The sequence below is a fragment of the Pseudoalteromonas sp. MMG024 genome (assembly GCF_021654175.1).
Taxonomy (GTDB): domain Bacteria; phylum Pseudomonadota; class Gammaproteobacteria; order Enterobacterales; family Alteromonadaceae; genus Pseudoalteromonas.
In genome coordinates this window covers 1-22852 of sequence record NZ_JAKFZO010000010.1, presented here as the reverse complement: position 1 = coordinate 22852, position 22852 = coordinate 1, and the positions used below count along the sequence as shown (strand labels likewise).

At 40.9% G+C, this 22852-nt stretch carries 24 protein-coding genes and 2 pseudogenes; 12 read left to right on the top strand and 14 right to left on the bottom strand.

The features are described 5' to 3' along the window. Window positions 1–25: 25 nt before the first annotated feature. A complete protein-coding gene (locus L1068_RS11070; RefSeq protein WP_237130446.1) occupies window positions 26–1639 on the bottom strand; it encodes a HAMP domain-containing methyl-accepting chemotaxis protein in 1614 nt (537 codons plus the stop codon). A gap of 158 nt (window positions 1640–1797) precedes the next feature. Here L1068_RS11070 and L1068_RS11065 point away from each other — a divergent pair, with 158 nt between their 5' ends. The 3 genes from L1068_RS11065 to L1068_RS11055 are packed head-to-tail and all read left to right on the top strand — an operon-like array spanning window position 1798 to window position 4509. After that, entirely contained in the window at window positions 1798–2877 is a 1080-nt protein-coding gene (locus L1068_RS11065; protein ID WP_237130311.1) for a porin, read from the top strand. A 14-nt stretch (window positions 2878–2891) separates the two neighbouring features. Next, entirely contained in the window at window positions 2892–3302 is a 411-nt protein-coding gene (locus L1068_RS11060; RefSeq protein WP_237130310.1) for a phosphate ABC transporter substrate-binding protein, read from the top strand. Window positions 3303–3318: 16 nt separating this feature from the next. Further along, window positions 3319–4509 (top strand): hypothetical protein, encoded by a 1191-nt coding sequence (locus tag L1068_RS11055; protein WP_237130309.1) that lies wholly within the window; start codon window positions 3319–3321, stop codon window positions 4507–4509. A 76-nt stretch (window positions 4510–4585) separates the two neighbouring features. On the opposite strand, the gene L1068_RS11050 is transcribed toward L1068_RS11055, so the two are convergent. The 5 genes from L1068_RS11050 to L1068_RS11030 are packed head-to-tail and all read right to left on the bottom strand — an operon-like array spanning window position 4586 to window position 9808. Continuing rightward, a complete protein-coding gene (locus L1068_RS11050; RefSeq protein WP_237130308.1) occupies window positions 4586–5242 on the bottom strand; it encodes a flavin reductase in 657 nt (218 codons plus the stop codon). A gap of 54 nt (window positions 5243–5296) precedes the next feature. Beyond that, entirely contained in the window at window positions 5297–6856 is a 1560-nt protein-coding gene (locus L1068_RS11045) for a cryptochrome/photolyase family protein (protein WP_237130307.1), read from the bottom strand. Next, entirely contained in the window at window positions 6846–6998 is a 153-nt protein-coding gene (locus L1068_RS11040; protein WP_237130306.1) for a DUF2256 domain-containing protein, read from the bottom strand. The genes L1068_RS11045 and L1068_RS11040 overlap by 11 nt, the downstream gene beginning before the upstream one ends. Continuing rightward, entirely contained in the window at window positions 6998–8449 is a 1452-nt protein-coding gene (locus L1068_RS11035) for a deoxyribodipyrimidine photo-lyase (protein WP_237130305.1), read from the bottom strand. The genes L1068_RS11040 and L1068_RS11035 overlap by 1 nt, the downstream gene beginning before the upstream one ends. Then, window positions 8450–9808, bottom strand: a complete 1359-nt coding sequence (locus L1068_RS11030; RefSeq protein ID WP_237130304.1) for a DASH family cryptochrome — start codon at window positions 9806–9808, stop codon at window positions 8450–8452. It abuts the gene before it with no gap. A gap of 173 nt (window positions 9809–9981) precedes the next feature. Here L1068_RS11030 and L1068_RS11025 point away from each other — a divergent pair, with 173 nt between their 5' ends. The 3 genes from L1068_RS11025 to L1068_RS11015 all read left to right on the top strand — a co-directional run bounded on the left by L1068_RS11025 (window position 9982) and on the right by L1068_RS11015 (window position 12242). Continuing rightward, on the top strand, window positions 9982–10161 hold the full coding sequence (locus L1068_RS11025; protein ID WP_237130303.1) for a hypothetical protein: 180 nt from the start codon (window positions 9982–9984) through the stop codon (window positions 10159–10161). A 102-nt stretch (window positions 10162–10263) separates the two neighbouring features. Continuing rightward, window positions 10264–11031, top strand: coding sequence for a helix-turn-helix transcriptional regulator (locus L1068_RS11020; protein ID WP_237130302.1), 768 nt, complete (start codon window positions 10264–10266; stop codon window positions 11029–11031). Between the two features lie 86 nt (window positions 11032–11117). Then, a complete protein-coding gene (locus tag L1068_RS11015; protein WP_237130301.1) occupies window positions 11118–12242 on the top strand; it encodes a hypothetical protein in 1125 nt (374 codons plus the stop codon). A gap of 15 nt (window positions 12243–12257) precedes the next feature. Here L1068_RS11015 and L1068_RS22060 read toward each other — a convergent pair whose 3' ends face one another. The 5 genes from L1068_RS22060 to L1068_RS10990 all read right to left on the bottom strand — a co-directional run bounded on the left by L1068_RS22060 (window position 12258) and on the right by L1068_RS10990 (window position 16748). Next, on the bottom strand, window positions 12258–12815 hold the full coding sequence (locus L1068_RS22060) for a prepilin-type N-terminal cleavage/methylation domain-containing protein (RefSeq protein ID WP_275419480.1): 558 nt from the start codon (window positions 12813–12815) through the stop codon (window positions 12258–12260). A 153-nt stretch (window positions 12816–12968) separates the two neighbouring features. Continuing rightward, window positions 12969–14444, bottom strand: a complete 1476-nt coding sequence (locus tag L1068_RS11005) for a HAMP domain-containing sensor histidine kinase (RefSeq protein WP_237130300.1) — start codon at window positions 14442–14444, stop codon at window positions 12969–12971. After that, entirely contained in the window at window positions 14441–15175 is a 735-nt protein-coding gene (locus tag L1068_RS11000) for a response regulator transcription factor (RefSeq protein WP_237130445.1), read from the bottom strand. The genes L1068_RS11005 and L1068_RS11000 overlap by 4 nt, the downstream gene beginning before the upstream one ends. Before the next feature lie 145 nt (window positions 15176–15320). After that, window positions 15321–16031: a spondin domain-containing protein gene (locus L1068_RS10995; RefSeq protein ID WP_237130299.1), complete on the bottom strand. Its 711-nt coding sequence runs from the start codon at window positions 16029–16031 to the stop codon at window positions 15321–15323. Between the two features lie 12 nt (window positions 16032–16043). Continuing rightward, on the bottom strand, window positions 16044–16748 hold the full coding sequence (locus tag L1068_RS10990; protein WP_237130298.1) for a spondin domain-containing protein: 705 nt from the start codon (window positions 16746–16748) through the stop codon (window positions 16044–16046). Between the two features lie 426 nt (window positions 16749–17174). On the opposite strand from L1068_RS10990, the gene L1068_RS10985 reads away from it, so the two are divergent. From L1068_RS10985 to L1068_RS10970, 4 genes and pseudogenes are all read left to right on the top strand, one after another. After that, the gene (locus L1068_RS10985; protein ID WP_237130297.1) at window positions 17175–17510 is read left to right on the top strand and encodes a DUF2834 domain-containing protein; all 336 of its coding nucleotides are present in this window, start codon (window positions 17175–17177) and stop codon (window positions 17508–17510) included. 9 nt (window positions 17511–17519) lie between these two features. Further along, window positions 17520–17648: pseudogene (locus L1068_RS10980) on the top strand (LysE family translocator); the annotation flags it as partial. A gap of 306 nt (window positions 17649–17954) precedes the next feature. Further along, a pseudogene (locus L1068_RS10975) lies at window positions 17955–18083 on the top strand (LysE family translocator); the annotation flags it as partial. A gap of 132 nt (window positions 18084–18215) precedes the next feature. Then, window positions 18216–18569, top strand: a complete 354-nt coding sequence (locus tag L1068_RS10970; protein ID WP_237130296.1) for a hypothetical protein — start codon at window positions 18216–18218, stop codon at window positions 18567–18569. Between the two features lie 20 nt (window positions 18570–18589). Here the strand turns inward: L1068_RS10970 and L1068_RS10965 are convergent, their stop codons facing one another. Next, on the bottom strand, window positions 18590–19495 hold the full coding sequence (locus tag L1068_RS10965; RefSeq protein WP_237130295.1) for a LysR family transcriptional regulator: 906 nt from the start codon (window positions 19493–19495) through the stop codon (window positions 18590–18592). Window positions 19496–19597: 102 nt separating this feature from the next. On the opposite strand from L1068_RS10965, the gene L1068_RS10960 reads away from it, so the two are divergent. Next, entirely contained in the window at window positions 19598–20101 is a 504-nt protein-coding gene (locus L1068_RS10960) for a lactoylglutathione lyase family protein (RefSeq protein ID WP_237130294.1), read from the top strand. Between the two features lie 227 nt (window positions 20102–20328). Here the strand turns inward: L1068_RS10960 and L1068_RS10955 are convergent, their stop codons facing one another. After that, window positions 20329–20838 carry a hypothetical protein gene (locus tag L1068_RS10955; protein WP_237130293.1) on the bottom strand — a complete coding sequence of 170 codons (510 nt, stop codon included), beginning with the start codon at window positions 20836–20838 and terminating at the stop codon, window positions 20329–20331. 186 nt (window positions 20839–21024) lie between these two features. Between L1068_RS10955 and L1068_RS10950 the strand changes: the two genes are divergently transcribed. Further along, the gene (locus L1068_RS10950; RefSeq protein ID WP_237130292.1) at window positions 21025–22068 is read left to right on the top strand and encodes an IS110 family transposase; all 1044 of its coding nucleotides are present in this window, start codon (window positions 21025–21027) and stop codon (window positions 22066–22068) included. A 496-nt stretch (window positions 22069–22564) separates the two neighbouring features. Here the strand turns inward: L1068_RS10950 and L1068_RS10945 are convergent. Next, window positions 22565–22852 (bottom strand): hypothetical protein (locus L1068_RS10945; protein WP_237130291.1); only part of this gene is annotated, 288 nt, incomplete at its 5' end.

Genomic DNA, 22852 nt, shown 5'->3' with positions numbered 1-22852 from the left:
GGTGTTTTTGTTTTTAAGCGCTTATTTAAAGATTAAAGCGGGATGTTGCATCCAGTAACTTGTCTGATAAATCATGTAGGTTTGTTGCTACACTGCGTACTTGTTCAAGTGAGTTTAATGTAGATTCAAACGACGAGTGCATATTTGACACATTATCAACCACAATTGAAGCAACTGACGTTTGCTCTTCTGTTGCAGTGGCAATTTGTGCATTCATGCCATTTATCGCCAATATTTGTTCAGCGATTTTACGAATAGACTCTCCTGTTTTTGCTGCATTATCTGAATTCAGTTTTGCTTTTTCCATTGCTGAGTTCATAGCGGTTACAGAATCATTAGCAGCAACTGTTAACACATTTAATAAATCGCGAATTTCATTCGTCGATTTTGCGGTACGCGATGCAAGTTCACGCACTTCATCAGCAACCACGGCAAAGCCTCGCCCTTGTTCACCTGCACGCGCCGCCTCAATAGCGGCATTAAGCGCGAGTAAATTCGTTTGCTCAGCGATTGAGGTAATTACGTTTAAGATTTGCCCTACGTTTTGAGTGTCATTGGCTAATTGATCAATAGTACCTGAAGCCGCCTCAATTTCATCTCGAAGTGCATTTGATTCAGTAACCGAAGATTCAATTTGCTGCGCACTAACTTCCACTTCTTTTTCGGCACTTCTTGCTGCCTCTGCGGCACTCGCTGCCGAGTTAGAAATATCGCCTACGCTTAATTTCATCTCTTCCATTGACTGGCGTACAATCTCTGCATCATGTGATTGTTGATTAGTTGCATTCTCAGCATTTTCCATGCCTTGTACTAAACGCGTTGAGTTTTCCATTAACGGGCTTACAACCGACACCACATTTTCTACCGCGTCTTTCAATAACGATATAAAGCCATTAAAGTTTTGCGATACTTGACCAATTTCATCTTCACCTCGCACTTCTAACTTACTGCTTAGACTGCCTCCGCCATTAGCTAACTGTTCAAGTGAAGATGCGACGTCTTTGGCTGATTGACTTATGGCTTGTGCAATATAGATTGCCAGTAAGGCCGACATAATAATGGCGATAACAATAATCCCGATGGTTACACTGATGGCATCACTTGAACGCTCTAACGTGTCGCTTATTAGTGCTTGAAAACGTTCGTCAGATTTTGCTTGAAACGCTTCAAAATGGCTAACAAGTTCCTCATATTTTGCAGTTTTTTCTTGTGCTTGCTGCTGAATTTTTGAAAAATCTGCAGTTCCGTTGATCATGCCCGATGCAATATTTTTGGCTATTTTGCTGTATTGCTGTAACAAATTTATATCTCTGCTACTGGCATCCCGCGGGGACAACTTAGACAATTGCTCTAAGTTTTGTTTGATCAATTCACCTGTCTCATCAGCCTTAGCGATTAACTCTTCATCACCAAACGTTACCGACTGAGTGTAGAGTTCATCAAGTTTCTGAACCAAATATTTATTGGCTGTGGCGTATTTAACTACTTCATAACTAACAGATGAAATCTCGTTAATTGATTTTTCGTTATCGACCATAGTACTTCGGCTAACAGTTAATATTGCAAGCAGCAAAATAACGGTTAAGCCTGTGATTAAATGAATCTTTTTGTTTATGCTTAAATTACTTATTAGTTTCATCACGCCTGTTATTCCTAGTAGATTAACTTTGCTGATTATTTGTTCGTAAACATCAACTCTTAAATTGTCGCCTATTTTTCAATTTTTGCTAGTAATTCTGTTTAATTAACTATACTTACTTCGCTAACAACGCAAATTAAGCAATTTAGGAAACAGTTATGAACAATAAAGTTTTATTAGGTTGTGCATTGTGTTTTGCGGCTTTTCCAAGCTTTTCAGATGTTAATATATCTGGTTTTACTAGCATAAATGCAGGCAAAGTACTAAGCGGCACGGGTGTTCCTCACTATGGCATTAATGAGCCAACCTTTCTTGCTGACTACCCGATAGTCAGTGCCTATAACGAAGACATTACGTTTAAACCCGAATCTCTTTTTGGCCTGCAAGTCAGCGCCGATGTTGGTGAAGGGTTAAGCGCTACGGCACAAATTGTCGCCCGAGGCGCAGACGACTTTAATGCCGAGTTTGAATGGGCCTATTTATCCTACGAAATAAACGAAAATTGGACTATACAAGCTGGTAAAAAACGCCTACCCCTGTTCTATTATTCTGATTTTTACGACGTTGGTTATGCTTATGTTTGGATGCGTGCTCCAGCAGACAATTACACTTGGCAAATTTTTAACTACAACGGTGTAAACGCCCTTTACACAGGCTCCATCGGTGATTGGTCGCTATCTGGTAATATCTACATGGGTCGTGAAGACGACAAAGAGAATAAACTGCTTTCAGATTTTTTCTTTAGTGCTCAAACCCGTGAGATCTGGAAAGATATTATTGGCGGCGTTATTCAAACCAGCAACGATTGGTTAGAAATTCGCGCAACCGCCATGACCTATACAAACCAACGTTACATTGATGGTGAGCCTTCAATGTGGGATGGAAAAGATAGCCGAGACGGTAATTTCTATGGCTTAGCAGTAAATGCTGATTTTGGTGATTTTTTCGTACTAAGCGAACTAAACCGCCTCGACCTTGATGGCAACCTCGATACAGCAATGATCACGTTAGGTTACCGGATTGATTCTTTTACACCTTTTGTTTCTTATTCTACCTTTGACCAAAAAGACGGCAATGATGGTGAAAATCACAACACCACATCACTTGGGGTTCGTTGGGACTTTCATTCTAACGCAGCATTTAAAATTCAATACGACGAAGTAGAAGATAATTCGTATGAGTTGGCTGTGGCAGGTGATAGCAAAGCCATTACTATCGGCGTTGATATGGTATTTTAATTGAGGGTAATGTAATGAAAAATTTAATTATTTTAACACTTGTTTTATTTACATCTTGCTCATTAAGTGCAGCGGTAGATGTTATTGTTCACCCATCAAATGCAAATGCAATTGAAGCGGGTGATATTAAGAAAATCTTTACCGGTAAAGCAAAATCGTTTGCGGATGGTTCGAAAGCTCTCCCAATCACGCAAGCCGATGGCAACCCTATTACCGATGAATTTAACCAAAACGTGCTAAACAAATCGTCAAGCCAATTAAAAGCATATTGGTCAAAGTTAGTATTTACTGGTAAGGGTACACCACCGGAAGAAGCAGCAAATGATGCAGAAGTAGTGAGCTTAGTATCAAAAAATCCAAATTTAATTGGTTTTGTTACAAAAGGCAGTGCCGATGGCAGTGTAAAGGTTGTTCAATCTTTCTAACTGAGGTGAAGCTAATATGAAAAAACGTTATTTAATGACTTCACTACTATTAGCAGGTTTTGCGACACAGAGTTACGCAGATATCCGAATTAATGGTTTTGCTTCTATTTACGGTGGGCAAACCCTTGGTAGCGATGATGCCTTATACAATTACTCAGATGAACTAGACTGGCAAAACGACAGTTTGTTTGCGGTACAAGTTAGCGCCGATGTGATGGATGGGCTATCCGCAACCGCACAGCTGTTAGCCCGAGGTAGTGATGATTTTAATGCCGAGTTTGAGTGGGCATATTTAACCTATGAAGTATCTGAAAATTCACAACTAAGTGCCGGTAAAATGCGAATTCCATTTTATCGTTACTCTGATTTTCTTGACGTAGGTTACGCCTATCGCTGGGTAAGACCTCCGCAATCGGTTTATAACTTGTCGTTTTCGACCTATGAAGGATTAAGCTACCTGCATAACTCAACCATAGGTGAACTTGATAGCAGCTTACAGCTGATGGTAGGCGCGGTTGATACAGATATTACCGCAGTTACCTATTCAGACGCAGCTGAACTTAAAGACACAATTGGTATTAACTGGAGTTTATCAAACGGTTGGCTAACAGGACGGGTTGCTTATTTTGTTTCTGAAGCCAGTATTGATGTTAGCGGCAGTAGCGAACTTTCAGGGTTATTTAATGGCCTGCAAGCCTATGGCTTAAATCAGCAGTACAATAACTTAGCCATCGAAGAAGACGACGCTTATTTTGCAGCAATTGGAATTGGCATTGATTACAACGATATTCTATTCGACGCTGAATACACGCAATTTGAGATTGATAACAGCATTTTAGCCAAACAAACACAATATTATGTGTCGCTTGGTTATCGTATGGATTCAGTCACATTAAGTGCAACGTATGAAGGCAACGATGATGAAAATTCAAACGATCAATTTAACCAAGTACCACGCAGCATAACAGGCCCTGGCGGTGTACAAATACCTGTTGTTGCCCCTGGTACAAATCCACCACTGTATTTACAAGATGCCACTAACTTAGCGCTCGCATCACAAGCTGCTAAATCGAATGCATATTCGTTTACCGTACGATATGACTTCCATCCATCAGCAGCATTTAAAGTGGAATTCACCCACTTTGAAGATGATTTAAGCAACAACGACGCCGACTTAGTGACCTTTGGTGTGGACCTGGTGTTCTAATTATTATTTCCTTAAAAGCAAAAGCCCTACTCTTTTTGAGTAGGGCTTTTTTATGGAATAGGTTAAACCAATGTGATTAGCAAACGTCACCTTCAATGTTCAATAACTGTGGTTTTGTATTAGGCTTCGCATAACTTAATCGCCCTAGTCGATCGGTTGTGTGATAGCTATCAAGACCTGAAATCGCGACGGTATCAAGCGCTTCAATATCAATATAACCGTCTTTGCAAAGTGCAATATCCGGCACAATAATATGGGTTATTTCACCAATGACTAATACCGTGCCGTTAATTTCGAGCGGTTTAATTTCGCGTAATTCAAGAGCAAATTTGGCTTGCGATTCACCAACAAATGGCGCATCTATGCCTTTCTCAAACTGCTCTGTAAGCGCTACTTTCTCAAACTCAGATTCACTTTCATCGTAACGGGCTGATGTTTGATGAGCTTGTTGCCAAATTAATGAATTTACGTGATTAATGGTGTAGACACCGGTAGCTTTTATATTGCTTAACGTGTCTCTGGGAACAGTATCTGGGCGGATAATCATGCCTATTAGCGCAGGATCTGCGCCTAAATGAAATACTGAGCTTACAATCGCCAAATTGGTAATGCCAGATGCGTTTTGGCTACCAATTAAATTTGCACTTTTAAAGCCAGATAAACTATTAATTAACCGCGCACGCTCTCGCTGTTCCATCGCTTTAATATCATCTTGAGTTATGTGTTTTATCATTGCATTTGCCTTAAAGTCATTTGCTTTGCTATACGCTTAACCACACGTTATCGATTACAAATTTTCAAGATTTTGCAGTAAAAACTGCGCGCGACTCAGCACCTTCTCGCGATCATCTTGTGGCTTTTTAAGCCAGTTACTTAACACCATTTTAGTGCGTGGATTATTGGTAAAACTGTCTTTATGTTTATCCATAAATTGCCAGTAAAGTGAATTAAGCGGGCAAGCATCATCACCCACAGTATTAGCTACTTTATAGTGACAATCACTGCAATAATCACTCATTTTTTTAATATAATTACCACTTGCGGCATAGGCTTTAGAACCAACAATACCGCCATCGGCAAACTGGCTCATCCCACGGGTATTTGGCATTTCAACCCACTCAAGGGCGTCGATGTAAATACCTAAATACCAGTCATCAACTTCATCTGGGTGAATACCTGCAATTAAACAAAAATTACCTGTTACCATTAAGCGTTGAATATGGTGAGCGTAAGCAAAATCAAGTGATTGCGTAATCGCATGAGACAGGCAGCGCATTTTGGTGTTTCCACTCCAAAACCAACTTGGCAGTGGCAAGTTAGCATCTAAGGCATTAAGCGATGCGTAATTGGGCATATTAGCCCAATAAATACCGCGCACGAATTCACGCCAGCCTAAAATTTGCCTAACAAAGCCTTCTACTTGGGCAATATCTATGTCGTCGTTTTGTTCAAATGCGTCAATTGCAGCATTCACGACGCTATGGGGGCTTATCATTTTTGCATTAATGGCAAACGATAATCGCGAGTGGTATAAACTCCAACCTTTATCCTCGCCAAACTCAATAAGCTTGCCTGTCATCGCATCTTGAAATTGACCAAATTTTGGTAATAGCACCTTACAGAAAAAAACGAGCAGCTGCTTTGCTTGACTGCGATTGATTGGCCACAGCAATTGTTTCTCCGCTTTACCCATAGTTTTAATGCCATGCCTTGCAATGCGTGTCAGAATGTCACGGACATCATTAGCAAACACTAATGGCTCAGGAATATCGGCAAGATCAGAGGCTTTTAACTTATTGCGGTTTTGACTATCGAAGTTCCACTGCCCCGTAAGGGGTTCATCGCCATCCATTAAAACATTAAATTCCGCGCGCATTTTACGATAAAAATGCTCTAACCGGTGTTTTTTACCTTGCTTGAAATACCCGCCTAATTGATTATCAGCCAAGTAAAAATGCTCGGTATCAAACACCTTGTAGTCGATAGAAAGGCTTTGACAGAAATCACTTAACTGGGCGCGTAAACGATACTCATCTGGCAGTTGATAGCAAAAAGAACGAATACCGTGCTCTTTGATTAAATGATTTAATAAGTCGGGTAAATCAGCGTACTTTTGCGTGTCGTCTAAAGTTAAGTAAATCACTTTGTGGCCAGCTTTTTCTAATGCGCTGGAAAATGCCTGCATTGCCGCAAAAAACGCCGATATTTTTTGAATATGATGGGTGGTGTAACTCGCTTCTTGATGTAACTCTGCAATCACATATGTCACATTGTGCGACTTTTCTTTAAACCATGAATGCTGCGCATTAAGCTGATCGCCTAAAATTAAACGAAGATCATTGGTCATTATACTTTCCTTTGTGTCGGTTACCCGCACAGCGTTTTGAACAGTATTTTACGTTGTGCCAATCTCGCTGCCACTTTTTACGCCATGTAAATGGGCGTTCACACACTTGGCATATTTTTGTGGGTAGTTCTGATTTTTTCACTAATTTGGCCTAACATGGCGATTAAGTAACCGCTTACTTTCAATCACAACTTTTGGTTTTTTACGCCATAACCAAAGTAACGCTTGTGCATCTTTATAGCTTTGTTTTACATCAACAATCGGCTTAGGATAATCTTCACCCAATGTAAAGCCATACATCATTTGTTCCATTTGTGATAGCTGCCACGGGCTGTGGATCAATGGCGCTGGTACTTCACAAAGCTCAGGCACCCACTTTCTAACAAAGTCGCCCTTCACGTCTTTTTCTTCCCCTTGTTTTACGGGGCTATAAATTCGAATGGTATTAATGCCAGTCACACCCGCTTGCATTTGAAATTGACTGTAATGAATACCGGGCTCGAAATCTAAAAATAAACTGGCAAGATGCGCTACACCGCTGCGCCAATCAAGTTCTAAGTGATGGCACAAAAAACTAACTAACATAGCGCGCATGCGAAAATTAATATAGCCAGTTTCAATTAGGCAGCGCATACAGGCATCAACCATAGGAATACCAGTTTGCCCCGTTTTCCAAGCGTGCAATCTTTGCTCTGCTAAACCACCTGTCACCCGTGGTAAGTCGTCATACCCTTTGTTAACGTGGCGAAATTCCATCTCGCACTCGCTTTCAAATTTCTGAATAAAGTGGCAATGCCAATGAAGTCGTGATGTAAAAGCAACAAGGCTTCTACGCCAGCCGGGAACTTGCCAGTGACTGAGTACCGTTTGATACACCTGGCGCAAACTAATATTGCCCCACGCCAAATACGGCGATAATCGCGAGCAATGAATTTGACTTAAACTTGGGCTTGAAAGGTTAAATGCATACTCTTTACCGCGAGCGGTAAAAAAATCATTGAGTACATTAAATGCTTCGCTTTCGCCGCCATTTTGGAACTGTCCCTGAATATTTTGAAAGCGCGTTTCAAAGTGTGGCAACTGACATTCAAACTCATTATTTTTAAACCAATTAACCTTGTTTAAATCAAGATTCAAACAATGCGCACGCATTACCTGCTGCCAGTTTTCATCCCAATGAGTGCGATGGGTTAAGCCGCGTTGTACCGCCCCTAACGGGGTTTCATGCCAGATGACTTGATTACTTTTACACCAAGTAGCAAACGCTTTATCACGTAAAAAGGTGTTATCAAGGCCAATTTCTTGATGAGAAAGCACCTGCGAAATATCGTATTTAAGATTAAGTGCTTGAAATACTGCTAGCGCATCACCCTTTGCGACATACAAAGCGCCTGCTGGCAACTTGTTTGCCATATCGCGTAATGACTGCGAGACAAAGCGCCAATGGCGCTCAGAATAGTGCGCATCGTCAAGCAACATGTCTTCAAAACAGTACACCAATAATACTGGTAGCCCCGTTTTTGCTGCTTCAAACAATGGCGCGTGATCAGATAGGCGTAAATCACGTTTTAACCAAACAACTGCAATGCTCATTTAAGTTACATCGCTTAAAATTGGCCAATCTGCTGCATCATTAGCATCAAGCTGTGAGCCAACCGCTGAACCTTGCCACTTTCGAATAAACATGCCGTTTGCATCAAACAGCTCGGTTTGCTTTTCAATATTGAAATGCCGCCCGCCTCGCGGATCAACACCAACACCTGCAATGTACTGCCAATTGCCCCAATTTGACGCCACATCAAAATCAATCAGTTGCTGTTGAAAATAAGCAGCACCATAGCGCCAATCAAGCTGTAACTCATTTACAAAACAACTTGCCGCAATTTGCCTGCCACGATTGGACATATAACCGGTAGCGTTAAGTTGCTTCATAAGTGCATTAACTAACGGGTAAGGCGTATTACCGCTACACCACTTTTGATATCGCTCGGCAAAAAAGCTAGTGAGTGGTTTTGTTTCACTGAGGCCTGAAAACGCGTAAAGGCGCTCGCCTAATTTTAAGCTAAGCCACTGAAAATACTCGCGCCATAACAGTTCAAACTTAATCCAATACGTTGATTCGTTGGCGCCATCCGATTGTTCATATTGTAATACCGCATGCCAAATTTGCCGTGGTGATAAATTACCTATCGCTAAATAAGGGCTAAATTTTGTCGAGTTGTGCCAGCCATCAAGTTCGTTGCGGGTTTGTTTGTAGGTTTTTGCTGCACCACTATTTAAGTAACTCACTAAGTGATATTTACCCGCATGCTCTCCTGCAAAAAACGGCATTTCATTGGGCATTGTATAAGCCCCACCATAACGCTCAAACCAAGCAAGCAGCACACGATTGTCATTAACCTTAATAGCTTTGGGCCAATGCTCTGGCGTTAAAGTATTTTCCAATGAGGTTGGTGTTGAAACTGTTAATGGCTTTTTCTCAACTTTATTGCGAAATTTACTAAAGCTGCCCGACATACAGTCGAGCTCAGCAATTTGATGCTGTATAAACAGTGTATGTTGCCAAAACTGCGTGAAGTTAACGTTTGCATGGGTGCTTTGTAATTCAGTTAGTTTACGCCTTTCGTATTCACCCACTTGCTCTGCAACCACCAGCTGATTAATGTCATGATCAGAAATAAACTCACCTACTTCACTTTGAGTCTCGCCTTCTAACACAATTAGCTGATGACCCAGTGCTTGTAGCTCGTCGGCGAGTTCTTGTAAGGCGTTTAAAATAAAGCGTGTTTGATGATAGCCGAGCAATTGACTGTGATAATTGTTGGCAATTTTCGTGCTGGGATCGAGCACATAAACAAAGGCGATTTGTTCACTGTTTTTCAGCGCATATTCAAGCGCAGCGTTATCACTTAAGCGTAAATCATGGGTAAACCAATAAAGGGTTTTAAGCACTATTTCAAACCGAACCTGTTGCAAACTATAGCAATAAGTACGCAACTCAAGGTTAAAAAGTTCAACACAATAGAGCGCCTTTTTAAACCGCCCCATAGCATTGTGCATTTATCACAAAGGGCTTGTTTAAACATTATTGTCAATTAGCCTTGGTATTGTGTGTCGCTAGCGGTATGAGTGAGGAAGTAAATGTGATCACAGCGATTCTATTAGCCGGTTTTGCCCAGAGTTTGGTGTTATCTGGCTTTTTGTACAATAAATCAAAACAACTTAAGCAGTTTAAAATCTTAATGCTGATCCATTTGGTCTTTGCTTTAGACCTCTTTTTGGTATTTGCCGGTCAGCATAACTAGCTTTCGTCGCGTCTAAACGCATGTTGGGGAGCAATTTACGCCATTTTATTTTTTGTTTTTATTCGCAGCTGCATCGGTTCGATGCCGTCAAAACGCGAAATTATGTGTTACTTCGCGCCTTGGCTGGCGCTTAATATTTCTGTTATTGATTTTCTTTACAACCCTAAAAGCACTGTGTTGTCATTACGGCACGAATTATCGGGCTACTTTTTACTGATTATTTATCTTTATTTTACCATTTGGGCATGTGTAACGGTCAGGCGATATCGCAAACAACAAGCGCGCTTTTCAGCCACTCTTAGCAACGAAAATATGCTGTTGTTGTGGGGAATATGCGCCAGCTTATTTTTAGCTATTTCTGTTATTCCGTTTCAATATATGTTGCAAACCAGCTTACCTTTGCCCCAGTTACTAATGTGCTGTGCGATGTATGCCATTACTTATGTGTTATTACTAAAACCCCAGCTACTTGATTTTAAAGCTAAACAAGTGGCAAATACTAACAAAGAAAAATTGCACGCGAGTGAAGATGCATTTCTTGCCGAGCACATTTTAACCTTGCTTGATGAGCAGCAGCTTTTTACCGATCCAAATCTTAATTTACAAACCTTTGCCGAACACTTGGCAATGAAACCCTATTTGCTCTCGCAGGTGTTAAACCATCACTTGGGAATAAAATTTATTGATTTAATTAATCAACGGCGAATTGAATACGTTTGCAACCTAATTAAAAATCAGCCACATATGCCAATGTTAACAATTGCGATGCAAGCGGGCTTTAATGCTAAATCGACCTTTAATGCGGCATTTAAAAAATATCGCAATCTCACCCCAAGCGAGTATAAATCCCAAGTATTAAGTACAGATTAGCGAATCTGTACGTACAAAAACGCCAATAAGACGACACCAAACGCGAAACGCAGCACCATAAAGCCTTTAAACAAAAGGAGAACTTTATGAACTACAAAACACTTTTTGCGCTTTGTTTGTCGTTGTTATTAATTGCGTGTGATAGCGATGATGCACTGTTTGAGAACCCATCTGCACAACATGTTTACCCCGCACCAAGCGGGCAATATCGTGTTGGTATTATGGAGTTTGATATTACCGACTACCGCGAAGATAAACTGGCTCCAGAACTCGGCGAACTGCGACAGTTTACGCTTCGTGTGCATTACCCGAGCCAATTACGTTCAACTCTCTACCAACCCTACTTTGATAAATGGCAACACCAAGTCGATTACCTATCTGCTCTTAGGCCACAAGATGCACCAATTCACCCACAGCAACATGAACTGCAAAGCATGTTGTCTTGGTCAAATTCAAAAGCGCCAATTGCATATCATCCGGAAAATGGCTGGCCGGTGCTTTTTTACTCTCATGGCTTAGGACTTTTTAATGCTGACAACACCGAGCTGCAAGAAGTGCTGGCGAGCCATGGCTTTGCTGTGGTTTCAATTAATCACACCTATTTGGCTGGCGTTACCAGTTTTCAAAATGGCGAGCAAAAAGGGCTGTATTTACCAACTGGCAAACACGATGTGCAAACACCCACTGGTCGCGCATATTTTGATAATCTCGTTGCCCCTGAAATTGCTAAAGATGTGCTCGCTGCATACCAGTGGTTAGCACAAGAAAGCGGGCAATTTGAACATCAGCTCAATTTAAACAATGTAGGCACGTTAGGTTTTAGCTTAGGCGCAAGTGCTGCAATGAATGCCTGCCAGCAACTTTTAGTATGTAAGGCCGCAGCAAATATGGATGGTATCGTATTGGGCAACGTGGCAGTAAATCCATTAAACAAACCACTTTTACTATTTCGCTCGGAAAATCCTTTTTCACAGCTAGAGCCAATTTATCACGCGAACCAAGGTGACAGCATTTTGGTATCAATTCACGGCAGCCAGCATAATGACTTTACCGACCAAAACCGCTGGATTGTTGGTTATCCGAGCGAGGTTGATAAAAACACCATGCATAACATTGTAAAACAGCATATGCAGCGCTTTTTTAATCACTATTTGAAGGCGCAGCCATTGGAACTAACCGAATTTGAGGGTGTTAGTATTCAGCAAAAGTGATTCGGCCAATCTAAACTAGCAGCCAGTATCAACGGTAGAGGCCACTTTACTGGTAACTTGGCTGCCATTTTCTGCAAAAGCGTAATAGGCATAGCATTCGTCTTGTAAGCTGTAGCCTTTAGGGAAAATAAATAATCCCCAGCCCTGAATACTGCTATTTACATAAGATGCCGGGGTTTGATCTATCACACACAAGCGCTCTTGGCAGTTATAGCTCGCAACTAAACTTGCACCTAAATCAAAATAACCATTGCCCACATAACTAAAATCACCGTCCATTAAATCGCCCAATGCGTTATTCCAAATTTCTTGCGGCGCACCAAAATAGGTATTAACGGTCACCCCATTAATGGTAACGGACTCATTGCTGACTTTGTGCTTATGTTGAATTACAGCTTTAGCGTAAATGCCATCGGTAAGCTGATCTAACCCTGCAGCAACTTGTTTAAGTGTTGCAATGTTTGCGTCGCGATTAAGTGAAAGAAACTTAGGCGCAGCAACAACGGCTAACACGCCGAGTACAACAATCACTAAAATCAATTCAATTAAGGTAAAGCCGCGGTGAGAAGTCATAGCCGTTGTACATCTTTTAACGTTAAGCATTCAATGGATAAGGGAAATCCTTATGTATGTCTTACAGAGTAAGCCTTCTGGGGGAAATGTTCAAATAATTAAAATAGCGAACATCCGTGTTCCACTAATACCAATTAAAATACCAAATAAACTTTAAACAGGTTTGGAAGCACGTAAGGTAAACGCAAATTCAGTGCCTTTGCCAAGTTCACTTTTTACTTTGATGTCGGATTTAATCAGCTGAATTAAGCGATTTGTTATTGCAAGCCCTAATCCCGCATGGGACTTTTTACAACCTAGGCTGTTACTTGCGCGGTATCGCGCTTCAAAAATATAGGGTAAATCTTCGCTGCTAATACCCACGCCGCTATCGGCAACAACAATTTTGTACTGGTTCGAGTCTAAAATAACGTTAACGCTAATTGTTCCGCCTTGATTAGTATGACGCAGCGCATTTTCGATTAAATTTGTTAAAATACGCTCTAACTTTGCGATATCTGAATAAACACTAAAATCGCATTCTTTTGGATGCACTTGTAATTGAATGCCGGCTTTTTCAGCGCGTAGGGCAAATTTTGCCATCACATCGTAAATCAGCTCACCTAAGTTAAACACTTCCAGATTAATATTGGTTTGACCAGATTCAAGATGAGCAAGTTCAAAGATTTGATCGATCAAGACTTTTAATTGACCGCAATTTTTCAATGTTACATTTAAATAATGAGCGGCTTTTTCATTAGCATTGGGCGCTTCTTTGTTTAGTAACTCTAAATAGCCTTGCAGCGAGGCAAGTGGCGTGCGCAAATCATGAGATAAATGGGCAAGTAACTCGCGGCGCTGCTCATCAAGTTTAGTGAGCTGCATCATTTGCTGATTGATGGTGATAAGCATGCGATTTACCGCCGCACCAAGTTGATGAATTTCATTATGTTGCTTCGGCCAATCTAGTAAAGGCAGTTCTGAAATATCAAATTCGGTTTTATCCACTTTTTTAATGAAGCTGCTTAAGGTTTTAAGTGGTTTAGTAATTGTGCGAAAAATCACTAACATGCTAATCAGCAAAAAGCCCAAACCTAATACCAACCAAATACTGCTTACTAAAATTTGCTCTGAGCTTTTAATCGACGCAAAAATAGAATCATAAATAGATGAGCCAATAATCACGTACAAATAACCTTGTAGTGTATCGCCGTTATACACAGGGGCCACTGAAAAAATCTTTTTGTGGTCAAAATTGCGCGGATCATCACCGTAAATGGGTAAATTAGACTGATCTTCAATTAAGGTAACAAGTGGCGCTAAATCGATAAACTGGCGTTTAACTTGCCCTGGTTTCGCTGAAAACGTCAGTAATTTGCCACTTGGGTCAACAAAATAAAACTCAAACGCAGGGCCAAGTACCATTAAGGTATGAAACAAATTCTCTAATGCCTTGTAATCGTATACCCCTTGTTTTAACAGTGGATTATCATTGGCTAAATGTTCGGCCAAACCCAAGTGCAGTGCTTGCTCTGCCTGTGCGCGGCTTACTTGCGATACACTTTGTGTCCACCATAAAAAAAGGCTGGCAGTAAGAATGAATATACTCGCTAATGTGAGTGAGAGCTTGGTATAAAGCGAGTTTTTCATAGTGCAGCAACAGCCAAAGATTTCGCATTGAGTTTGTAACCAACACCCCAAACCGTTTCAATAACATGCTGTTTAGCATGCTTTTCGAGTTTGCCTCGCAACCGATTGATATGTGAGTTGACGGTATGTTCATAGCCACTATGGTCGTAACCCCAAACTGACTCTAACAATTGGCTTCTTGAAAACACCTGATTTGGGTGTTTTGCAAAAAATACCATTAAGTCGAATTCGGTTGCGGTAAGCGGTAAGTCTTCCCCTTGAAAGCGCACTTCATGACTAAAGGGGTCGATGTGCAGGGCACCAAAATTAAGCACCTGCGGCTGCTCGCTGTTTTGCATGCTCTGCGCTTGGCTTTGCTGCAATAAGCGGATGTGCCTAATTTGCGTTTTGATACGCGCCTGAAATTCACGATAGCTAAACGGTTTGCAAATATAGTCGTCTGCGCCCATTTCTAGGCCAATAATACGATCCATTTCACTGCTTTTAGATGTGAGTAGTACCACGCTCACCTCGGGCATTTTGGTTTTTATTTCGCGGCATAAGGTTAGCCCGTCTACTGTGGGTAACATTATATCCAGTAAGATAATTTGATAATCTTGTTTTGCTAATTGGGCCAGTGCCGCTTCACCAGTTGTAACATGATCTACATGCAAGTTAAGTTCATTTAAATGAACCTGCAGTAACCCCGCAATATCTTGATCATCTTCAACAATCAGTACCGAGTGTTGCATCATCACACCTCTGCTTATTATAGAAATAAGATAGGCCGACGAAGACAACAACAAGGTACACTAAATAAGTGCGCTACAGTGGTTTAAAGTGCTAACTCGGGTTTACTGCAGCACACTATTCAACGTGGCAAAACAAATCGCCGGCCTATTTAACGCGTGTTACGGTGACAGCCAATAGCGGATTGTCGAATTTATGAAGACTTGTTAATACCGAAGTACTAAGCCCATCATCTTGTCCAACAACCCCCGGATGCATCGCAACTTTATTTATTTCTTCACGTGCACTGTTAAAACCTTCACCTCCATCGGCAGGCCCTGGTATGGTACCTGGCGCTTCAGAGTTGGCTTCTGTGCCCGCATCATAAGCAAAGGTTTTATAGTACTGCATATCCCCTACACTCATTGAAGAAACATCTATGGCATTAAGACCGGTAAAGCCATCATTTGTATTCACCATCATGGAAATTAATGATAATTTTTGACCTTCAAGCATCTCGCTTGTGAGCATTAGCTCAACTTTTTGCCCCGGCATTAATACTGCGTCACTTGATGTGCTTGCATTCACCACATCTAACGCCAAAAGGCCCGAGTTATCACCTGATTCTGCCAGTACCTCGAGTGGCTCAGATGCCATTTCACCAATTTGCCAGAATTGACCCGAGGTATGTAAAGCGCTGCCTAGCGGCGACATAGGTTGTGCCTGCGTTAAATTCACGGCAGTTACCATAAATTCATAGGTCATAGTGGTTGGCGGCGTGACTACTGGTGGCTCAACCTTCATTTTGTCGTTATCGTCATCCCCACAGGCAACAAGCGCTAAACATGCTGCTGGGATCAAAATTTTACTAAGTCTCATAATGACCCCCAATTACTTCACAGTGACTGTTACTTTTGCAACTGGGTTTAACCAGCGGTGAACTGTATTATGTAAGTCACTACTACCGCCAGAAGCATTGTCATCGCCAAGGTTTCCGCGGTGAACATGGATCATTTTATTCTCTTCGGTCGTGGTAACGCCTGTGCCATTTTCGCCTGGAGCAACTCCAGGAGACGCCGGAATACCAAGTTCATCCGGTGCACCAGATCCATTTTTTACTAACTCATTATTGGCTTCGGTGCCCGCATCATAGGCATTTAAATAAACGGTGTAAGTGCCCACTTCGCTTGGAATACTCCAATTGTTTAGGCCAACAAAGCCATCATTGGTTGGCAGCATCATACCGACAATTGATAATTGGGTATTGCCGTCGGTTGTCATTAAGTTGGTCATGGTACTCATGGCTGGGGCAAGTAAACCACCCGCAGGATTTGCCATGGTATCTGCACCAATACCATTTACCATAGCTACAAGCCCATCTAAGCTGCCGCCTTCGGCCATTGCTTGCAGTTCAGGTGAAGCCGCTTCACCTAATTTATACAACATGGCATCACTCGAATGCGCCGTAACAAGTAACGGCGTGAAGTAAATACCTTGGGTTAAGTTAGTAATTTTTACATCTATATCTGCAGCACTTGCATTGCCAGCTGCAAGAAGTGCACTCGTAGCAAAAAGTGAAAGGATTTGTGTCTTCATAATTTGTTCTCGGTTGTTTTTGACCCTTTCACTATGAAAAACAAAGTTCTCAATGCCATCACCGAAATCTCACAAATTCATCACGATTTCATAAAAAATTTTAACTTGCGATAAATGAATAAGAATTGCTCAATTGAGCATTGGCAACATATAAATTAATCTGTAACGCAAAATACGCCTTGGCTAGCTAACCTGAATTCGGGTTAAGAAGTTAACTAAACATTTGAAATATTTGAGCTATGTTGTTTCATACCTTCTAGCTTGATAGTTTTTCACAGTAACAAGGCAAATTTGTGCGTCAATAGCGAGTCTATTGCAAACAAATTTAACGCAGTAATAAGTAAAAATAGCTGCTAGAAAGTAATTTATTACCCCGAACTCAGGTTAGGTTACTGCATAAAACATGAAATGGATGTTCAACATAATATGAAGTACCTTTATCTCGCAGCTGCACTTTTAGGCAGCATTATTCCTTATGGTGCGTTTCTACCTTGGCTAATCGAAAATGGCGCAAATCTATCTTTATTTGTTAAATCGGCATCGGCCAATCCCATTAGCCTATTCGCTTGGCTTGATGTGTTAATTGCCGCAATTATCTTAATTGTTTTTATTATTGTCGATGCAAAAACAAATAAAGTTGCGTATTGGTACTTAGCGCTTGTGGGCACAGTATGTGTGGGCGTGTCATGTGGTTTACCACTTTATTTATATTTGCGTACCCGTGAGCAAGATACGCGCCTAACTCACGCAAAGTCATTTTAAAGAATTTACATGGATTATTTGCTGGCAGTAACGCTTTTTGCTATTTCATCATCGGTTACACCGGGTCCTAACAATATTATGGTGATGACCTCTGGGGTGAATTTTGGTGTTCAAAAAAGCTTGCCACTGCTAATAGGGTCTGTTGATCTTTCAAGTTCGTTTTTGCAGCAGTTTGATTGGCTTTTATACAAGGCAGAGGCTGCGTGGCATAGCTATTCTATGTAAGTCAGGCGATAACACAGTAGAAAATCCAATCAAGCGCTGCCGAACGGTTCTTTTGAGCGCACTTTTCTCATTGTTGCCTACATGGATGTAGGTAAGAGGCGTGAGCAGGACGCAGAAGCTTTGCTCGATATTAGCTTTGATTGCTAGGCCACACATCGAGCGCCGCAATAAAAGCACGCTCAAAAAGAACAAAAATAGAACAGCAAAGATTAACAGACCCTAAGTATTTGTATTGGTTTTAGCGTAATGCTGCTGGTTGTAGGGTTTGGTTTCGCTCAGCTTTTTACCCTTTATCCCACGTTACATTTCATTATTAAATGCGTGGGCGTTGGCTATTTACTATATTTATACCAATTCTGTTAAGTATGTGATCAGGGATAGCGCTGGATAAATGAAATGGTAACAAGGCGGAATTTTTCTTATGTAGTGTTCTACATTGATAAATTCTAACGCAGTTAGCATGATATTTAGTCCGCTAGGATGATCAGCTACTTAAGTGAATTGGTATTAGCCTGGCTTATTGCAAGTAGCAGCTCAGATGTTGAAAAGAGCCGTCAAGCAACCCCTTTTTCGTTTATGAAAGGTGCGCTGTTTCAATGGGTAAATGCTAAAGCATGGATTGTTGCAACAGTTGCTATAGCAGCGTTTACCTCAAGCGGTGGCGATCTATTCACTCAGCTATTAATTATCTCACTGACATTTTTTATTGTGTCTTGTGTTGGCGTGTGGCTGTTGTTCGGTTCTATGCTGCAAAACGCACTCAATAGTCAAAGCCACAGGCGCATATTTAATTTATCTATGGCTGGTTTATTGGTGTTATCGTACTACCGGTAATGCACGAGATTATTTCCCAGTTACTTAAATAATACATCGGTTGAACCATCAAAATGCTCACTTATTATATCCATTACGAGGTCGAAACGAGCAGGTAAGTCTCGCTGATATTTTTTAACTAAATACCTTGGCTGTGAAATTGGTTTAGGTAATTCAAATTCACAAAGCACGTCTTTAAAAGGTGAATGAGCAATTGCTACTTGCGGTAAAACGGTAAAACCCAACCCTTTAGATACAGGTAAAAGAATTTGATTGAGCTGGTTGATATAACCGCTAACTGGCATAAGTTCAATACTGCTAGGGTGTTTATCAAGTTGATTAAACACCATGCTTAGGTAGTGCTTGCCATCTGGGTGATTAATAAACCCGCGTTGGCATAAATCATCAAACGATGTAATCGTGCCTTGCCAAGCTTTTGCCATCACCACAGAAATTTTTTCATGACTTAAGGGCGTTGCTGAAAACCCTTTATCAGCTGAATAGTGGTTAACAATGCCTAAATCAATTGAGCCTTGTTGTATGTGCTCTAAAATACGTTCGTTTGGCGCAATTTCAAGCTCGCACACCAGCTTTGGCAACTTAACTTGTTGTGCAATAAGCTTTTCATACAGAGATAATGCATTTGCGCCAGAGCATGCAATACGACACACCCCACTGTGTTTATCATCAAAACTTAGTTGCTCGAGTAAATCAATCTGCCCCTTAAACGTCGACAATGCATAGTCATATACCAACTTTCCTTGTTCGGTAATTTCAAATGCTTTGCCATAGCGCTTTATTAAAGCTTGGCCGCAATAACTCTCTAACTTTTGCAAATGTTGGCTAACACCCGGTTGTGTCATTGCTAATAAATCTGCGGTTTTGGTAAAACTTTTTGTCTCAACTAGGGTGATATAAGTTTTTAACCATATGTTATTTAACATCATAATTTTAAATTATAGGTTTTCTAAAATTTAATAATTTTAATTAATTTAGTTGATTAACTAGGCTTAGCACAAGTAATTTTTCTTGTTAAAAAAGGAAACACAATGTCACACACATACCCTAGAAGTTTTTCGCACATTGGTATTTCAGTACCTGACCTAGAAGCCGCAGTAAAATTCTACACTGAGGTGTTAGGCTGGTATTTAATTATGAAACCAACTGAAATTATTGAAGACGACTCACCAATTGGCGAGATGTGTACCGATGTGTTTGGCGCTGGCTGGCAGCGTTTTCGCATTGCTCATTTATCTACTGGTGACCGTATTGGTGTTGAACTATTTGAATTTAAGAACCAAGAAAACCCAAAAGATAACTTTGAATATTGGAAAACAGGTATTTTCCACTTTTGTGTGCAAGACCCAGATGTAGAGGGGTTAGCTGAAAAAATCGTTGCCGCAGGCGGTAAAAAACGCATGGCAAAACCACGCTATTATTACCCAGGTGAAAAACCTTACCGTATGATTTATATGGAAGACCCATTTGGCAATATCTTAGAAATATACAGCCACAGTTACGAATTACACTATGCAAGTGGTGCCTATAACTAACTGTTACATTCCTGCTAGGCTGATTATGTAACAGTTAGTTAAGTAATCAGCCCCTTTAACAGTCGCCGTTAAAGGCTTAAAAGTGCCATTAGCTGTCATTCGTAACGCCTTAGTTAGGGGCACCAAGGGTAACACAGATTTTTGCGCTAAAATGGCGGAGCCTGCGCAAAAAATGGGTTGGCCTTGAGTGTCCCGGCCAGCTTGCTGGCCCTTGCTACACTAGCTTGTTATAAGTCTTTTTTTGATGCGCCAAAACCAGAAGTCCCAGCTAAAAAGTGCATATCCCAGACTGAACGTAGCTCTGTCTGATTGACAGCCCTGAATGCAATCAGACCATCTTTAATCGAGTAATACCATAGCATTTTTTTGTTGGTTTCTCTGGAACCCATCGGCCCCTCAATAACGCAAATGTCTGAGTATTTTCTTCCTAGAGCAACCAGAACTTCGTTGCACTCGGAAGAGGAAAAGTGAATCCCCCTATAACTCCACTTTCTAGGAATGCTAGATGTAGGAACAGAAAAGCTAAGCCTTAAGCTGATAAAGCAGTGAAATTCCTTACCATCGCAAAAGTCAGCGGCTGATTTAGAGTCACCTCCAAAATTGATAGTTTGGGCTTCGGAGTCCATTTGGTAGAACTCTTTATCACCAATGACGCCGCTCACATACAGGTATTTTTCAGCACTAACGGGTGCTGAAATGATGGCGAGAAAAAGCAATGCGATCTTTAAATGTTCCATATTACCCAAAGACTTATAACGCTTGCCTAACCGGCGCGAAATAGCAGGCTAAAATTAGCGACGAAGGAGCGCAAGCCTGCTGTTTTGCGTCCTTTTGTTTAGGCACTTGATACTTATTGAACCTTCTCCCCGAAGTTTAGCGAACAGCTAAACTTCAAGGCGACCAAACCAAAAGGAGAAAGCTCAATGAAATTCTATACTACTTTTCACAAATATTATTGTGGAATTGACCTTCATGCACGCATTTTATACGTGTGCATTCTTGATGAGCGTGGCAATAAAGTGGTTCATCAGAAAATAAAAGCCGATAAAACTGAATTACTTAGCTTAATTACGCCATACCTTGAAGATATTATTATTGGTGTCGAATGCATGCATTGTTGGTATTGGATGAGTGACTTATGTGCTGAGCATGATGTTGATTTTGTACTTGGTCATGCCCTTTATATGAAAGCCATTCATGGTGGCAAAGCCAAAAATGATAAGATTGATTCTTATAAAATCGCAAGCCTATTGCGCGGTGGCAATTTCCCGCTAGCTTACAATTATCCTGCTAATATGCGTTCAACACGCGATTTACTTCGCAGAAGAACACGACTGGTTCAGCATGGCGCACAACTGAAAGCGCATATAGTTAACACAAATAGTCAGTACAACTACCCGCCGCTTGAACTGCATATGAAAAACAAATGTGTTCGCCAAGAATTCCAAACGCGCTTTGACGACCAAGCTGTTCAACGCAATGTTAATTTTGATATAGCCATTCTCGATGCCTACGCCGAAGAGCTTAAAAAGCTGGAATATTATTTAGAAAGCAAAGCTAAAAAGCATCAACCAAACTATTATGCACAACTGCGTACCATACCGGGTGTTGGGCTTATTTTAGCCATGACAATTTTGTATGAAATTGGTGACATTAACCGCTTTGAATCTGTACAAACGTTCGCGTCTTATTGTCGGCTCGTTAAGTGCAAAGCGGAATCTGCTGGTAAAACCTATGGCACCAGCGGCAATAAAATTGGCAATGGCCACTTAAAGTGGGCATTCAGTGAAGCTGCAGTACTTTATTTACGTGGCAACGACAAAGCTCGACGCTACTTAAACAAATTACAAAAACGTATGAGCAAAGCCAAGGCACTCTCAGTACTCGCTCATAAATTAGGACGCTGTGTTTATTTTATGTTGAAGAACAAAACGGTATTCGATGATGAACGTTTTTTAAAAAGCTAAGTCGCACAATGGGGTGAGCTTTACACCTAACTAGATAAACATGAACAACCACGCGTTATTTGTGTTTAAGTCAGCAAAAGCTGAATGTGACAGGTAAGTGTTGTCGCAGTAATAAGCTATTTGGCCTTGATTAGACACCCCATTGGTGCGCATTAATTTAAGCAATGAATTGAATCGTTTACACCTTGGCTGAGCCTTTAACTAACTGGACGAATGAGCCATCCCCTTGAGTAGCGCCAGATTAAGGTTAACCGATGAATGTCTAGTGGCCCTAAACGATAAGTTGTATCGACTGATTTAGGCAGCGATGAGATCGCAATAAGAGATTACTGCGTAACGCCCCTATATGTGTTTGTCGTAAACGATTTTAACGGCTAACCGACATAGCGAAGTTGAACAGATTTAAAAGATTGCTAAAACAAATTAGCTGCTCAAACGCAGCTAAAAAGAATCGTTATGCTTACTTGACCGGAGAAGGTTCATATGTGTTATATGCCTATTGCTGAACACTTTCAAAATTAGATATTTCAAACAGTTTATTACCAAGTGTTACCAAATCAGTTAAATTCCTGCGTTCTGTATTTGAATAAGGCGACCAAAGGCAAGTTTCTGAGTAAGTATTTCCATTTTTGGGCTTGAAGCACCATGTTGAACCATCCATTCCACGAAAATTATCAGTTTTTATGGTAGCTTGAACTGACCTATAAAGATCTTTAATCATTAAAGCGGTGTTTGGATCCAGCTTTGCTTTAGAGTCATGCTTCACAGTCGTTCTTGAGGGTTG

Bases quoted from the DNA above. Each gene is read 5' to 3' on its own strand.
- L1068_RS11025 (WP_237130303.1), top strand. From the start codon at position 9,982: ATGAGTGAGGAAGTAAATGTGATCACAGCGATTCTATTAGCCGGTTTT.
- L1068_RS10955 (WP_237130293.1), bottom strand. From the start codon at position 20,838: ATGGAACATTTAAAGATCGCATTGCTTTTTCTCGCCATCATTTCAGCA.
- L1068_RS10950 (WP_237130292.1), top strand. From the start codon at position 21,025: ATGAAATTCTATACTACTTTTCACAAATATTATTGTGGAATTGACCTT.
- L1068_RS11050 (WP_237130308.1), bottom strand. From the start codon at position 5,242: ATGATAAAACACATAACTCAAGATGATATTAAAGCGATGGAACAGCGA.
- L1068_RS10985 (WP_237130297.1), top strand. From the start codon at position 17,175: ATGAAGTACCTTTATCTCGCAGCTGCACTTTTAGGCAGCATTATTCCT.
- L1068_RS11015 (WP_237130301.1), top strand. From the start codon at position 11,118: ATGAACTACAAAACACTTTTTGCGCTTTGTTTGTCGTTGTTATTAATT.
- L1068_RS11020 (WP_237130302.1), top strand. From the start codon at position 10,264: ATGTGTTACTTCGCGCCTTGGCTGGCGCTTAATATTTCTGTTATTGAT.
- L1068_RS10960 (WP_237130294.1), top strand. From the start codon at position 19,598: ATGTCACACACATACCCTAGAAGTTTTTCGCACATTGGTATTTCAGTA.
- L1068_RS10970 (WP_237130296.1), top strand. From the start codon at position 18,216: ATGATCAGCTACTTAAGTGAATTGGTATTAGCCTGGCTTATTGCAAGT.
- L1068_RS11060 (WP_237130310.1), top strand. From the start codon at position 2,892: ATGAAAAATTTAATTATTTTAACACTTGTTTTATTTACATCTTGCTCA.
- L1068_RS11000 (WP_237130445.1), bottom strand. From the start codon at position 15,175: ATGCAACACTCGGTACTGATTGTTGAAGATGATCAAGATATTGCGGGG.
- L1068_RS11045 (WP_237130307.1), bottom strand. From the start codon at position 6,856: ATGACCAATGATCTTCGTTTAATTTTAGGCGATCAGCTTAATGCGCAG.
- L1068_RS11065 (WP_237130311.1), top strand. From the start codon at position 1,798: ATGAACAATAAAGTTTTATTAGGTTGTGCATTGTGTTTTGCGGCTTTT.
- L1068_RS11035 (WP_237130305.1), bottom strand. From the start codon at position 8,449: ATGAGCATTGCAGTTGTTTGGTTAAAACGTGATTTACGCCTATCTGAT.
- L1068_RS22060 (WP_275419480.1), bottom strand. From the start codon at position 12,815: ATGACTTCTCACCGCGGCTTTACCTTAATTGAATTGATTTTAGTGATT.
- L1068_RS10965 (WP_237130295.1), bottom strand. From the start codon at position 19,495: ATGATGTTAAATAACATATGGTTAAAAACTTATATCACCCTAGTTGAG.
- L1068_RS10995 (WP_237130299.1), bottom strand. From the start codon at position 16,031: ATGAGACTTAGTAAAATTTTGATCCCAGCAGCATGTTTAGCGCTTGTT.
- L1068_RS11070 (WP_237130446.1), bottom strand. From the start codon at position 1,639: ATGAAACTAATAAGTAATTTAAGCATAAACAAAAAGATTCATTTAATC.
- L1068_RS10990 (WP_237130298.1), bottom strand. From the start codon at position 16,748: ATGAAGACACAAATCCTTTCACTTTTTGCTACGAGTGCACTTCTTGCA.
- L1068_RS11055 (WP_237130309.1), top strand. From the start codon at position 3,319: ATGAAAAAACGTTATTTAATGACTTCACTACTATTAGCAGGTTTTGCG.
- L1068_RS11005 (WP_237130300.1), bottom strand. From the start codon at position 14,444: ATGAAAAACTCGCTTTATACCAAGCTCTCACTCACATTAGCGAGTATA.